This is a genomic window from Rathayibacter sp. PhB151, assembly GCF_004366415.1.
Lineage (GTDB): Bacteria > Actinomycetota > Actinomycetes > Actinomycetales > Microbacteriaceae > Rathayibacter > Rathayibacter festucae.
This window is the reverse complement of record NZ_SOEN01000009.1, coordinates 175,216-188,031: the sequence shown is the minus strand read 5'-3', so window position 1 is coordinate 188,031 and position 12,816 is coordinate 175,216. Positions and strand designations below refer to the sequence as shown.

Genomic DNA, 12,816 nt, shown 5'->3' with positions numbered 1-12,816 from the left:
GACCACCATGGGTGGGCCGCATCCGGGGAACGCCCCGTTTCATGCTGATCGAGTAGCCCGCGCAGCGGGCGTATCGAGATCCACCAGCGCCAGGACGAGGGTCTGCAGACCACCCTGCTTGCGACGCCAGGTCTCGATACGCCCCTCCGGGGCTACTCGACCACCATGGGTGGACCGCATCCGAGGAATGCCCCCTTGCATGCTGATCGAGTAGCCCGCGCAGCGGGCGTATCGAGATCCACCCCCGCCAGAACGACGGCCCCCCGGACGCGACGGAGCCCCGGCCCCGCCGACGTCCACCGCAGAAGCGGTGTCCGTCGACGGCCCGGGGCTCCGAGGTCCGTCCGTGCCGGCGACTAGCGCGCGACGCTGCCGTCGGTGTAGTCCTCGTCCGTCTGCTTCCAGGCGAAGAGCTTGCGCAGCTCGCGGCCGGTCTCCTCGATCGGGTGCTTCTCGCCCTTGGCGCGCAGCTCCTGGAACTCGGGCGCTCCCGCGTCCTGGTCCGCGATGAAGCGCTTGGCGAAGGCACCGCTCTGGATGTCGCCGAGCACCGCCTGCATGTTCTGCTTGACGCTCGGGTCGATGACGCGGGGGCCGGACACGTAGTCGCCGTACTCGGCCGTGTCGGAGACCGACCAGCGCTGCTTGGCGATGCCGCCCTCCCACATCAGGTCGACGATCAGCTTGAGCTCGTGGAGCACCTCGAAGTAGGCGATCTCGGGCTGGTAGCCGGCCTCGACGAGGGTCTCGAAGCCGTACTGGACGAGCTGCGAGGTGCCGCCGCAGAGCACGGCCTGCTCGCCGAACAGGTCGGTCTCGGTCTCCTCGGTGAAGGTCGTCTTGATGACGCCGGCGCGGGTGCCGCCGATCGCCTTCGCGTAGGACTTCGCGGTCTCCCAGGCGGTGCCGGTCGCGTCGTTCTCGACGGCGATGATGTCCGGGATGCCGCGGCCGGCGACGAACTCGCGGCGCACGGTGTGGCCAGGGGCCTTCGGCGCGATCAGGATCACGTCGACGCCCGCGGGGGCCTCGATGTAGCCGAAGCGGATGTTGAAGCCGTGCGCGAAGGCGAGGGTCTTGCCCTCGGTCAGCTTGTCCGCGATCTGCTCGCTGTAGATGGCGCGCTGGTGCTGGTCCGGCGCGAGGATCATGATCAGGTCGGCCCACTCGGCGGCGTCGGCGACGCTCTTGACCTCGAACCCGTCGTCCTCGGCCTTGGCGGTCGACTTCGACCCCTCCTTGAGAGCGATGACGACCTGGACACCGGAGTCGCGGAGGTTCTGCGCGTGCGCGTGGCCCTGCGAGCCGTAGCCGACGATCGCGACCTTCTTGGACTGGATGATGGAGAGATCGGCGTCGGCGTCGTAGATGAGCTCGGTCACGTGATGCTTCCTTTTCTGGTTGTGGAGTGGGCGGAGCAGAGGGGACGGCGCGGAGCCGTCAGTTCTTGAAGACGCGCTCGGTGATCGACTTAGAGCCGCGGCCGATGGCCAGCAGACCCGACTGGGCGATCTCCTTGATCCCGTAGGGCTCGATGACCCGGAGGAACGCGGTGGTCTTGCCGGAGTCGCCGGTGACCTCGATGACCAGGGCGTCGGTCGCGACGTCGACCACGCGGGCGCGGAAGAGGTTCACGGCCTCGAGCACCTGCGAGCGGGTGACGTTGTCGACGCGCACCTTCACGAGCAGGTGCTCGCGGTGCACCGACTGGTCGGGGTCGAGCTCGACGATCTTGATGACGTTGATCAGCTTGTTCAGCTGCTTGGTCACCTGCTCGAGCGGCAGGTCCTCGACGTCCACGGCGACCGTGATGCGCGAGAGCCCCTCGAGCTCGGTCGGCCCGACGGCCAGCGACTCGATGTTGAAGCCGCGGCGCGCGAACAGCCCCGCGACGCGGGTGAGCAGTCCCGGCTTGTCCTCGACGAGCAGGGAGAGAACGTGGTGGGTCATGCGGTCTACTCCTCGTCGTCCCAGGTCGGGCTGTGGTCTCTGGCGTACTGGACGTAGCTGTTCGAGACGCCCTGCGGGACCATCGGCCACACCATGGAGTCGCGGCTGACCACGAAGTCGATGACGACCGGCCGGTCGTTGGTGGCGATCGCCAGCTCGATGGCCGCGTCGATCTCCTCCGGCTTGGTGACCCGGATGCCCAGGGCGCCGTAGGCCTCCGCGAGCTTCACGAAGTCCGGCACCCGGACGGTGTCGTGCCCCGTGTTGAGGTCGGTGTTGGAGTAGCGGCCCTCGTAGAACAGGGTCTGCCACTGGCGCACCATGCCGAGCGAGGAGTTGTTGATCACCGCGACCTTGATCGGGATGTCGTTGATCGTGCAGGTGGCGAGCTCCTGATTGGTCATCTGGAAGCAGCCGTCGCCGTCGATCGCCCAGACCGTGCGGTCCGGCTCGCCGACCTTGGCGCCCATCGCCGCGGGCACGGAGTAGCCCATCGTGCCGGCGCCGCCGGAGTTGAGCCACGAGTTGGGGCGCTCGTACTTGATGAACTGCGCCGCCCACATCTGGTGCTGGCCGACACCCGAGGCGAAGACGCCCTCGGGACCGGTGATCTCGCCGATCCGCTTGATCACGTACTGCGGCGACAGCAGGCCGTCGACCGGCTCGGTGTAGCCGAGCGGGAACTCCTCCTGCAGACCCTTGAGGTAGGTCCACCAGTCGGCCGTGTCGGGCGCGGCGCCGTCGATCGCCTTCGCGAACGCGTCGGTGAGGTCCGGCAGGACGTCCTTGAGGTCGCCCACGATCGGCACGTCGGCCGTGCGGATCTTGGAGATCTCGGCCGGATCGATGTCCACGTGCACGACCTTGGCGTTCGGCGCGAAGAGCGCCGCCTTGCCGGTCACCCGGTCGTCGAAGCGCGAGCCGAGCGCCAGGATCAGGTCCGACTCCTGCAGCGCGAGCACCGCGGGGACGGTGCCGTGCATGCCGGGCATGCCCAGCTGCTGCTCGTGCGAGTCGGGGAACGCGCCGCGCGCCATCAGCGTCGTGACGACGGGAGCGCCGCAGGCCTCGGCGAACGCCAGGAGCTCCGCCGCCGCACGGGCGCGGATGATGCCGCCGCCGACGTAGAGCACCGGCTTCTTCGCCTCGGCCAGCAGCTGCGCCGCGGCCTGGATCTGCTTGCCGTGGGCCTTCGTCACCGGGCGGTAGCCGGGCAGGTCGATCTTCGGCGGCCAGCTGAACGGCGCGGCGTCCTGCTGCGCGTCCTTCGTGATGTCGACGAGCACGGGGCCGGGGCGGCCGGTCGTCGCGATCAGCACGGCGGAGGCGAGCGCCGAGGGGATGTCCTCGGGGCGCGTGACCAGGATCGAGTGCTTGGTGATCGGCATCGTGATGCCGACGATGTCCGCCTCCTGGAAGGCGTCGGTGCCCATCAGCGTCGAGAAGACCTGACCGGTGATCGCGAGCATCGGCACGGAGTCCATGTAGGCGTCGGCGATCGCCGTGACGAGGTTGGTCGCACCGGGCCCGGAGGTCGCGATGCAGACGCCGAGCTTCCCGGTCGCCGCCGCGTAGCCCTCGGCCGCGTGGCCGGCGCCCTGCTCGTGGCGGACCAGGATGTGGCGGATCTTCGACGAGTCCATCAGCGGGTCGTAGACGGGCAGGATCGCGCCGCCGGGCAGGCCGAAGACGTCCTCGATCCCGAGCATCTCGAGCGAGCGGACGACCGCCTGCGCTCCGGTGAGCGACTCGGCGACGGGAGCGACCGCCGTCGCGGACGCGGCGGAGCGGGGTGGCTGGGGGGTCGGGGCGGGAGGCGCGGCGGACGGGTCCGGGGTCATGCGGGTGTCGATTCCTTCGAAGCGGTGTGCGGCGGCGGGCACCGGGGGCTCGGAGTGCGAGCGAGCGGTGCCCGGGAGGCGCGAGTGCGCGGCCGGCCCGAGCGGGCCGGGATCAACCCGTGGTGGCGCCCTCGGCGGCCGAGCGGACGAGCTTGGCGTACTTGGCGAGGACACCGCGGGTGTAGCGCGGAGGGAGGGGCGCCCAGCCTTCTCGGCGGGCGGCGAGCTCGGATTCGTCGACGAGTAGGTCGATCGATCGAGCGGCGATGTCGACCCGAATCGGGTCTCCGTCGCGAACGAATGCGATGGGACCTGCGTCCACCGATTCGGGAGCTATGTGGCCGATGCACAGGCCGGTTGTGCCGCCTGAGAATCGTCCGTCGGTCAACAGTAGTACATCTTTTCCGAGGCCGGCCCCCTTGATGGCGGCCGTGATGGCCAGCATCTCGCGCATGCCCGGGCCGCCCTTGGGGCCCTCGTAGCGGATGACCACCACGTCGCCCTTCGTGATCTCGCCGTCGGTGAGGGCGTCCATCGCGGCGCGCTCGCGCTCGAACACCCGCGCGGGACCCTCGAACACGGAGGCGTCGAAGCCGGCCGTCTTGACGACCGCGCCCTCGGGGGCGAGCGAGCCCTTGAGCACGGTCAGCCCGCCGGTGGCGTGGATCGGGTTGTCGAGGGTGCGGATGACCTCGCCGTCCAACGGCGCGATGTCCATCGCCGCGAGGTTCTCGGCGACGGTCTTCCCGGTCACGGTGAGGCAGTCGCCGTGCAGCAGGCCCGCGTCGAGCAGGGCCTTCATCACGGCGGGGACGCCGCCGTGGCGGTCGACGTCGTTCATGACGTACTTGCCGAACGGCTTGAGGTCGCCGATGTGCGGGATCGTGTCGCCGATGCGGTTGAAGTCGTCGATCGTGAGGTCGACCTCCGCCTCGTTCGCGATCGCGAGCAGGTGCAGGATGACGTTGGTCGAGCCGCCGAAGGCCATCGCCACGGCGATCGCGTTCTCGAACGCCTCCTTGGTCAGGATGTCGCGCGCGGTGGTGCCGTTGCGCAGCAGCTCGACGACCGCCTCCCCCGACTTGCGGGCGAAGTAGTCGCGTCGGCGGTCGGCCGCGGCGGGCGACGCGGAGCCGGGCAGGCTCATCCCGAGCGCCTCGGCGACGCTGGCCATCGTGTTCGCGGTGTACATGCCACCGCAGGAGCCCTCGCCCGGGGCGAAGGCGCACTCGATGCGCTTGGCGTCCTCCTCGGACATGATCCCGGCCTTGACGCCGCCGACCGCCTCGAAGGAGTCGATGATCGTGATGTCCTTCTCGGTGCCGTCGGACAGCTTGACCCAGCCCGGCGCGATCGACCCGGCGTAGACGAAGACGGCGGCGAGGTCGAGCCGCGCGGCGGCCATCAGCATGCCGGGCAGCGACTTGTCGCAGCCGGCCAGCATGACGGTGCCGTCGAGGCGCTCGGCCATCATCACGGTCTCGACGGAGTCGGCGATGACCTCGCGTGAGACGAGCGAGAAGTGCATGCCCTCGTGACCCATCGAGATGCCGTCCGAGACGGAGATGGTGCCGAACTGCAGCGGATAGCCGCCGCCCGAGTGCACGCCCTCCTTCGCGCTGCGCGCGAGGCGCTCCAGCGAGAGGTTGCAGGGGGTGATCTCGTTCCAGGACGACGCGATGCCGATCTGGGGCTTCTCCCAGTCGTCATCGCCCATTCCCACGGCGCGCAGCATCCCGCGCGACGTCGTGGCCTCGATGCCGTCCGTGACGGTGCGCGAACGAGGCTTCCAATCGATTTCCGGCATGTGACGAGGCTACCGCCTCGCGCGCGGTGCTCCGGCGCTCCGGAGCGCGCCCCGATCCGTCGCGAACGGTCACCTCCGGAGCCTCGATCCGTCACGGATGGTCGTGTCGTCAGCCGCGCACCGACCGTTCGTGACGGATCGACCGGTAGGGCTCAGTCGGCGGTGGCGCGGAAGTCGGCGAGGATCGACAGCACGTGGGCGATCTGCTCGGGGCCGCGGACGCGGTAGGCGGCCGAGGTCGTGCCCGGGCCGCTCTTGACGCCGACGTCACCGGTGCCGAGCACCGCGAAGGCGTCCTCATCCGTGACGTCGTCGCCGGCGTAGAGCACGGCGGTCGCGCCGGTGTAGCGGCGCAGGTGCTGCACGGCCTCGCCCTTGGTGGTCGAGCGGACCGAGAACTCGAGGACGTTCTTGCCCTCGCGGACGGTGACCCCCTCGACCTCGGCGCGCGCCTCCGACAGGGCGACGACGTGCGCGACGCGGCTGTGCCGGTCGGTGGCCAGGCGGGTGTGCAGCGCGAAGCCGGCCGGCTTGTCCTCGATCCAGACGTTGTCGATCCCGCGGGCGATGCCCTTCAGCACGTCCTCGAGCACGCCGACCTTCGCCAGCTCGGTCTCGTCGAGGCGGACGGCGTCGTCGCCCGGGTCCAGGCGGATCTCGATGCCGTGCGAGCCGACCAGCAGCGCCTCGTCCGGCAGCTGCGCGACCTCCTCGAGGCTGCCGAGGGCACGGCCGGAGACCAGTGCGACGCGGGTGCCGGGCAGCGCGAGCAGTCGGAGGACCGCCTCGCGCGCCTCGGGCAGGGCGCGGGCGTGCGCCGGGTCGTCGACCTCGGGGGCGAGCGTCCCGTCGAAGTCGAGTGCCACCAGCAGGCGTCCGGTCGCCGCCAGCTCGTGCAGCGCGGCGACGAGGCGGTCGGGCACGCCGGGCAGGTGCTCGCCCGGGGTCGGGGTCACGACGGTCATCGCGTCGCCTCCGCCGTCTCGTGGTGCGCGTCCTCGGCCGCGCGTCCGCGGACGCCGTCCTCGTGGTGCTCCGCCTCCTGGCCGAGCGGCGCCTCCTGGCCGCGCGCGGCCGGGTGCACGTCGAGCTGCTGGCCCGCGGCGTGCTCGCTCAGCGCATCGAGGAAGCTCGCCGACCAGCGCGAGACGTCGTTCTCGAGCACGCGGCGGCGCAGCGCCCGCATCCGGCGGGTGCGCTCGGCACGCGGCATCCGGGCGGCGCTCTCGATCGCGTCCTTGAGGCCGGAGATGTCGTGCGGGTTGATCTGGACGGCCTGCTTGAGCTCGTCGGCCGCTCCGGTGAACTCGCTCAGCACGAGCACGCCGTCGTTGTCGAAGCGGGAGGCGACGTACTCCTTCGCGACCAGGTTCATCCCGTCGCGCAGCGCCGTCACCAGCATCACGTCGGCGGCGAGGTAGAGGGCGACCATCTCCTCGCGCGGGTAGCCGTGGTGCAGGTAGCTGATCGCCGGGTTGCCGATCGTGCCGTAGTCGCCGTTGATCCGGCCGACCTGCAGCTCGATGTCGTCGCGCAGCTGCTTGTAGGTCTCGACCCGCTCGCGGCTCGGGCTCGCGACCTGCACGAGCACCGCGTCCTTGGTGCTGAGCCGGCCGTCGGCGAGCAGCTCGCCGAACGCCTTCAGCCGGTGGCCGATGCCCTTGGTGTAGTCGAGGCGGTCGACGCCGAGCATGACGGTCTCGGGATCGCCCAGGTCGGAGCGGATCTGGCGCGCCCGCTCCTGGATCTCGGGGGTGCGCGCCATCGCCTCGAAGGCGGCGGAGTCGATCGAGATCGGGAAGTGCCGGGCGACGACCGGGCGGACGCTGGCGCCGCGGCGCGAGCGGTTGACCCGCCGGGTGCCGTCGACCGCGTCGTCCTCGACCGGCACCTCGACGACGGTGCTGCGGGTGTCGTAGCCGAGCAGGCGGCGGACCGCGCGGAGGAAGCTGCCCGCGTCGCCCTGGCGCTGGAAGCCGATCACGTCGGCACCGAGGAGGCCCTCGACGATCTGCTTGCGCCACGGGAGCTGGGCGAAGATGCCGTAGGGCGGGAACGGGATGTGGTTGAAGAAGCCGATCGTGACGTCCGGCCGCAGCTCGCGGAGCATCTTCGGCACCAGCTGCAGCTGGTAGTCCTGCACCCAGACCACGCCGTCCTGCTCGGTGACCGCGGCGGCGGCCTCGGCGAAGCGGCGGTTCACCCGCACGTAGGCGTCCCACCACTCGCGGTGGTAGGTGGGCGGCGCGATCACGTCGTGGTACAGCGGCCAGAGGGTGTCGTTGGAGAAGCCCTCGTAGTAGTCCTCGAGCTCCTGGGCACTGAGGGCGACCGGGACGATCAGCACGCCGTCGTTCTCGAACGGCGCGACCTCCTCGTCCGCGACTCCGGGCCAGCCGACCCAGGCGCCCTCGTTGGCCCGCATCACGGGCTCGAGCGCGGTGACCAGCCCGCCGGGCGAGGTCTTCCACGAGGCCGTGCCGTCGGCGTCGACGACGCGGTCGACCGGGAGGCGGTTGGAGACGACGACGAACGCGTTGCGCGCTCCGGCGGTGTGGTCGGCAGCGGCTGGAGTCGTCCCGTCGGCGCTGTCCTCGAGGGGTGCGGGGGCGGAGGCGGAGTGCGGAGGAATGGTGGTCCCGATCGTCGGTCGTGCCCGTCTTCGTACCCGCCGAGGCTACCAGCCGCACTCGAACGGGGGCCGGGCTCAGCCCTGGGCGAGGGCGAGCGCGAGCACCGCGCCGCCGACGGTCGGCACCACTGCGACGGCACCGAGCAGCGCGTACTGCCGCCAGGAGATGGTCACGCCGAGCGCGGTCAGCCGCTGGTGCCAGAGCAGGGTGGCGAGCGAGGCCCACGGGGTGATCAGCGGACCGGCGTTCACGCCGATCAGCAGGGCGACCAGTCGCACCGGGTCGGCGGCGACCGGCTCGAGTGCGAGGTAGGCGGGCAGGTTGTCGACGAGGTTCGCGGCGACGACACCGGAGCCCGCGAGCCGGAGCAGCTCGCCCACGCCGCTCCCGTCGCCCGCGACCACGGCGAGCGCCGCGCCGAGCCCGAGCTGGTGCGCCGCCTCCATCACGACGAAGAGACCGGAGGCGAAGACGACCAGCTGCCACGGCAGCAGCGAGACCTTCAGCGCGGTCGGCCGCCGCACCGCGAAGAGCACGACGAGGGCGAGCGCCGCGACGGCCGCGGGGATCCACACCTCGAGCCCGGAGACGAGGGCGGGCAGCAGCAGCGCGACGACGATGCCGGCGCCGATCAGCAGGACGCGGTCCTCGACCGGGGTCCGCTCCCCCGTCCGGTAGCGGCCGGCCAGCTCGCGGCGGTAGCGGATCGCGAGCACGAGCACCGGGATCACGGCGGCGACGAGCGCGGGCGCGGCGGTCAGCGCGGCGAAGGCGAGCGGCCCGTCGACGCCGAGCCGCCTCTCTGCCAGGAGGTTGGTGAGGTTCGACACAGGGAGCAGCAGGGAGGCGCAATTGGCGAGCCAGACGGTCGCCATCGCGAACGGCAGCGGCGACACCCGGACGTGCGCGGCGAGCAGCACGACCACCGGAGTGAGCAGCACGGCGGTCGTGTCGAGGGAGAGGAAGACGGTGCTGACGATCGCCATCGCGACCACCAGGAGCCAGAGCAGAGCGGTCCGCCCGCGACCCCAGATCGCCGCCCGCTCCGCCACGACCGTGAAGACTCCGGCCTCGGAGGCCAGCTCCGCCACCACGGTGACGGCGACCACGAAGGCGAGGATCGGCGCCGTGCGCTCGACCAGCTCGCCGAGCGCGTCCATCGGCAGGACCCCGGTGAGGGCGGCGATCACGCCGAGCACGAGGAGCACCGCTCCGATCACAGCCGTGCGCATCTCGTACCCGTTCTCCTCGGTGCCCGCCGCGGCCCGGCGCCGAGCAGCGGTTCACCGTAGCGGGCGGGACCGACGTCGGAGCCGTCCGCTGGCCGTCGGCGGTGTCAACCGTTGGGAGGGAACGGGGCCGGGCCACTAGCGTCGTGGTGAACACAGGAGGCAATCGATGCGCAAGTTCATCCTCAATTCCAGCGTCATCAGCGCGATCGTCGGAGGCTGGTCCATCCTGCAGACGACGCGCAAGGGTCCGCGCGACTGGCGGCTGGCCCTGCAGTGGGTCAGCTGGGCGATCGCTCTCGCGGTCGCCATCGGCTCGGTCTCCTACGACTCGAAGGAGCTCGTCAAGGAGCAGAACGGCAAGAAGCGCGACCGCTGACCGCCTTCTGACACGCCGCGCGCCACCGGCCGCGGCGTGTCAGCGCGCTCCGGCGCCGTCGCCCCTGGACACTGGAGTCTCAGCACGCGGCACGGGAAACGGGGTTCGTCATGAGGTTTCGTCTGAGGCGCCGTCAGCCGGCGCCCGAGGTCGTCGCGGCCCCCGCGCTCACGCAGGACGAGCTCTTCGCCGTCGTGCACGAGCGCCTCTCCGCCTTCGTCGGCGCCGAGGGCGCCTGGGTCGTCACCCGGCGCAGTCACGACGACCGCGACCCGATCTTCCACGGGATGCTCGCCCGGTCGCTCGCCCACGAGCTGTCCGCCGCCATCCAGTCCGAGCAGCTGCGCGCCGGCGTCGAGGCCACCGCCAACCCGGTCACCTCCGCCATCCCCGTGATGCGCGCCTCCACTCCCCCCGTCACCGCGGAGCCGGCCGCCCCCGTCGCTGAGCCCGCCGCCCTCACCTGGGACCCGAAGCCCATCGCCGTCTGGGCCGAGCCCGACGCCGCGTCCGTCGCGTCCCCGGCCGACGCCACCCGCTGACCCGCCGGGCCTCGATACGCCGCTCCGCGGCTACTCGACCACCATGGGATGCCGCCGCCTCGCCGGCATGCTCCGACCCATGCTGATCGGGTGGCCCTCGCAGAGGGCGCCACTCATGCTGATCGAGTAGCCCTCGCAGAGGGCGCCACTCATGCTGATCGAGTAGCCCTCGCAGGGGGCGTATCGAGATCCCGCGCCCGTCAGAGCAGGTCGAGGATGTCGTTCTTCAGCGCCTCCGCGCGGGGGCCGAAGACCGCCTGCACGCTCTCGCCGACCTCCAGCACGCCGGCCGCGCCGAGAGCCTTCAGCCGCGCGGGATCGACCAGCGCCCGGTCGCCGACCTGGACGCGCAGCCGCGTGATGCACGCGTCGACGTGGACGAGGTTGCCGCGCCCGCCGAAGGCCGCGATGAGCGACTCGGCCTCGGACTCCGGCGGTTCGTTCGACGCGGAGGTCGGCTCCGCCACGACCGCGGCAGGTTCACCCTCGTCCACTCCGGAGACGACCTCCTCCCGCCCCGGTGTGCGCAGGTTCCACCTCCTGATCACCACCCGGAACAGCAGGTAGTACACGGCGAAGTACACGACGCCCATCACCACGAGCAGCCCGACGTTCTTCGCAGCCGGCGCCGTGCCGTAGAGAAGCAGGTCGACGAGCCCGGCGGAGAACGAGAAGCCGAGATGGATGTCGAGGAGGTCAGCGATCGCGAGGGACAGCCCGGTCAGCACGGCGTGCACGACGTAGAGCGGGAACGCCGCGAACATGAACGCGAACTCCAGCGGCTCCGTGATGCCGGTGAGGAAGGCGGTCAGCCCGGCCGCACCGAGGATTCCGATCGCGGCCGCGCGCTGCGAGCGGTTCGACACGTGGATCATCGCCAGCGCCGCCGCCGGGAGTCCGAACATGAGCACCGGGTAGAAGCCCGAGGTGAGCGCGCCGGCCGTCGGGTCGCCCGCGGCGAACCGGGTCAGCTCCCCCGTGACGACGCCGCCGTCGGCGTTCGTGTACGAGCCCTGGAGGAACCAGACGTACGAGTTGAGGATGTGGTGCAGCCCCAGCGGGATCAGCATGCGGTTGGCGAAGCCGTAGATGAAGGCGCCGAGCGCCCCGGTGCCGCCGATGAAGGCGCCGAGACCGGTGAGGCCGGACTCGAAGACCGGATAGAACCAGCTCAGACCGAAGCCGACGACGAGGCACGCGAGTGAGACGACGATCGGGACGAACCGCCGGCCGCTGAAGAACCCGAGGTAGGCGGGGAGCTCGATGGTGTGGAACCGGTCGAACAGCACGGCCGTGAGCAGACCGACCACGATCCCGCCGAAGACGCTGTAGTCGATCTGCGCCTGGTCGCCGGCGGCCGTCGTCCGCCCCGCCAGGACGATCGGTGACAGGACGGTGAAGACCTTCGCGAGCACGAGGTGGCCGACGACGGCCGCGAGGGCGGTCGAGCCGTCCGGCTTCCTGGTGAAGCCGATGGCGACACCGACGGCGAACAGCAGCGCCAGGTTCTCGAAGAGCGCGCCGCCCGCCGCGCTCATCGCCTGGAAGAACGGACCGAGGACGGGCAGATCGATCCGCCCGAGCAGGTCGGGCTGTCCGATCCGGAGGAGGAGCCCTGCGGCGGGGAGCACCGCGATCGGGAGCATGAGGCTCTTGCCGAGGCGCTGCAGACCCGCGAAGCCCGGGAGGACGAGGCGACGGCGGGAGGCGGGCGTGCTCCGAGGACGGGTGGTCATGTGGAGAGCAGAGGATCACCGGCGAGGACGGATGCGCCGTCCTCCGCGAGGGCGTCGACGTGGTCCGCGGTCCGCTCCAGCACGACCACGGGCACCACCGTCGGGAGTCCCGCGGCGAGGGCCGCCGGGACGTCGTACTCCAGGACCGGGGTCCCGGCTTCGACGCGGTCGCCCTTGGCGGCGAGGACCGTGAAGCCGGCGCCCTTCAGCCCCACCGTGTCGATCCCGAGGTGGACGAGCACCGCTCGTCCGCTGTCCGCGACGACCACGAAGGCGTGCGGCAGCACCTGGAGCAGGACCCCGTGGACCGGCGAGAGGACCTCGACGCGCTCCGCGGGAGGCTCGATCGCCATTCCGGCTCCCATCACGCCGGCCGCGAAGAGCTGATCGGGCACGGCCGAGAGAGGCACGGCGCGCCCGGCGAGTGGGGACAGGACGACGACCACGGAGACTCCCTCGAACCGGAGACCGGCTCGTACTCGGCACCGGTCGCCGATCACAGTAGGTCGGAGCGGAGCCCGGCCGTGCTGTGGCGCGAAACGCCCTGCGCGCCCGCCGCCGGGTCTCGATACGCCGCTCCGCGGCTACTCGACCAGCATGAAACGACACGGCCGCCGAGCAGGCAGCGCCGCTGCTGATCCAGCAGCCCTCGCGGACGGCGCCTTCCATGCTGATCGAGTAGCGCTCGCCGAGGGCGTC

At 71.2% G+C, this 12,816-nt stretch carries 10 protein-coding genes and 1 pseudogene; 2 read left to right on the top strand and 9 right to left on the bottom strand.

The window, feature by feature from the left end:
• Positions 1 to 356: 356 nt before the first annotated feature.
• From ilvC to EDF35_RS16720, 7 genes and pseudogenes are all read right to left on the bottom strand, one after another.
• Positions 357 to 1,382, bottom strand: a complete 1,026-nt coding sequence (gene ilvC, locus EDF35_RS16750) for a ketol-acid reductoisomerase (RefSeq protein WP_123734023.1) — start codon at positions 1,380 to 1,382, stop codon at positions 357 to 359.
• A 58-nt stretch (positions 1,383 to 1,440) separates the two neighbouring features.
• Positions 1,441 to 1,950, bottom strand: a complete 510-nt coding sequence (ilvN, locus tag EDF35_RS16745) for an acetolactate synthase small subunit (protein WP_123447978.1) — start codon at positions 1,948 to 1,950, stop codon at positions 1,441 to 1,443.
• 5 nt (positions 1,951 to 1,955) lie between these two features.
• Entirely contained in the window at positions 1,956 to 3,791 is a 1,836-nt protein-coding gene (locus EDF35_RS16740; RefSeq protein ID WP_133963159.1) for an acetolactate synthase large subunit, read from the bottom strand.
• Between the two features lie 112 nt (positions 3,792 to 3,903).
• Positions 3,904 to 5,598 (bottom strand): dihydroxy-acid dehydratase, encoded by a 1,695-nt coding sequence (gene ilvD / locus EDF35_RS16735; RefSeq protein ID WP_123734025.1) that lies wholly within the window; start codon positions 5,596 to 5,598, stop codon positions 3,904 to 3,906.
• Positions 5,599 to 5,750: 152 nt separating this feature from the next.
• The gene (gene otsB, locus EDF35_RS16730; protein ID WP_133963158.1) at positions 5,751 to 6,563 is read right to left on the bottom strand and encodes a trehalose-phosphatase; all 813 of its coding nucleotides are present in this window, start codon (positions 6,561 to 6,563) and stop codon (positions 5,751 to 5,753) included.
• Positions 6,560 to 8,128: pseudogene (locus EDF35_RS16725) on the bottom strand (trehalose-6-phosphate synthase); the annotation flags it as partial. The pseudogene EDF35_RS16725 and the gene otsB, both read right to left, overlap by 4 nt.
• Positions 8,129 to 8,305: 177 nt before the next feature.
• On the bottom strand, positions 8,306 to 9,463 hold the full coding sequence (locus EDF35_RS16720) for an SLC13 family permease (protein WP_133963156.1): 1,158 nt from the start codon (positions 9,461 to 9,463) through the stop codon (positions 8,306 to 8,308).
• A gap of 166 nt (positions 9,464 to 9,629) precedes the next feature.
• Here EDF35_RS16720 and EDF35_RS16715 point away from each other — a divergent pair, with 166 nt between their 5' ends.
• Together EDF35_RS16715 and EDF35_RS16710 are read left to right on the top strand one after the other, a co-directional pair.
• Positions 9,630 to 9,839, top strand: a complete 210-nt coding sequence (locus EDF35_RS16715; protein WP_123447985.1) for a hypothetical protein — start codon at positions 9,630 to 9,632, stop codon at positions 9,837 to 9,839.
• Between the two features lie 110 nt (positions 9,840 to 9,949).
• Positions 9,950 to 10,381 carry a hypothetical protein gene (locus tag EDF35_RS16710; protein WP_123734029.1) on the top strand — a complete coding sequence of 144 codons (432 nt, stop codon included), beginning with the start codon at positions 9,950 to 9,952 and terminating at the stop codon, positions 10,379 to 10,381.
• A 200-nt stretch (positions 10,382 to 10,581) separates the two neighbouring features.
• On the opposite strand, the gene EDF35_RS16705 is transcribed toward EDF35_RS16710, so the two are convergent.
• Both EDF35_RS16705 and EDF35_RS16700 read right to left on the bottom strand, forming a co-directional pair.
• The gene (locus EDF35_RS16705; protein WP_208323087.1) at positions 10,582 to 12,117 is read right to left on the bottom strand and encodes a PTS transporter subunit EIIC; all 1,536 of its coding nucleotides are present in this window, start codon (positions 12,115 to 12,117) and stop codon (positions 10,582 to 10,584) included.
• Positions 12,114 to 12,563 carry a PTS glucose transporter subunit IIA gene (locus EDF35_RS16700; protein ID WP_133963155.1) on the bottom strand — a complete coding sequence of 150 codons (450 nt, stop codon included), beginning with the start codon at positions 12,561 to 12,563 and terminating at the stop codon, positions 12,114 to 12,116. Before EDF35_RS16700 ends, EDF35_RS16705 begins: the two co-directional genes overlap by 4 nt.
• Positions 12,564 to 12,816 lie beyond the last annotated feature (253 nt).

Excerpts from the sequence above, each read along its gene's own strand:
- ilvD (WP_123734025.1), bottom strand. The coding sequence starts at position 5,598 with ATGCCGGAAATCGATTGGAAGCCTCGTTCGCGCACCGTCACGGACGGC.
- ilvN (WP_123447978.1), bottom strand. The coding sequence starts at position 1,950 with ATGACCCACCACGTTCTCTCCCTGCTCGTCGAGGACAAGCCGGGACTG.
- EDF35_RS16740 (WP_133963159.1), bottom strand. The coding sequence starts at position 3,791 with ATGACCCCGGACCCGTCCGCCGCGCCTCCCGCCCCGACCCCCCAGCCA.
- EDF35_RS16720 (WP_133963156.1), bottom strand. The coding sequence starts at position 9,463 with ATGCGCACGGCTGTGATCGGAGCGGTGCTCCTCGTGCTCGGCGTGATC.
- otsB (WP_133963158.1), bottom strand. The coding sequence starts at position 6,563 with ATGACCGTCGTGACCCCGACCCCGGGCGAGCACCTGCCCGGCGTGCCC.
- EDF35_RS16715 (WP_123447985.1), top strand. The coding sequence starts at position 9,630 with ATGCGCAAGTTCATCCTCAATTCCAGCGTCATCAGCGCGATCGTCGGA.
- EDF35_RS16705 (WP_208323087.1), bottom strand. The coding sequence starts at position 12,117 with ATGACCACCCGTCCTCGGAGCACGCCCGCCTCCCGCCGTCGCCTCGTC.
- EDF35_RS16710 (WP_123734029.1), top strand. The coding sequence starts at position 9,950 with ATGAGGTTTCGTCTGAGGCGCCGTCAGCCGGCGCCCGAGGTCGTCGCG.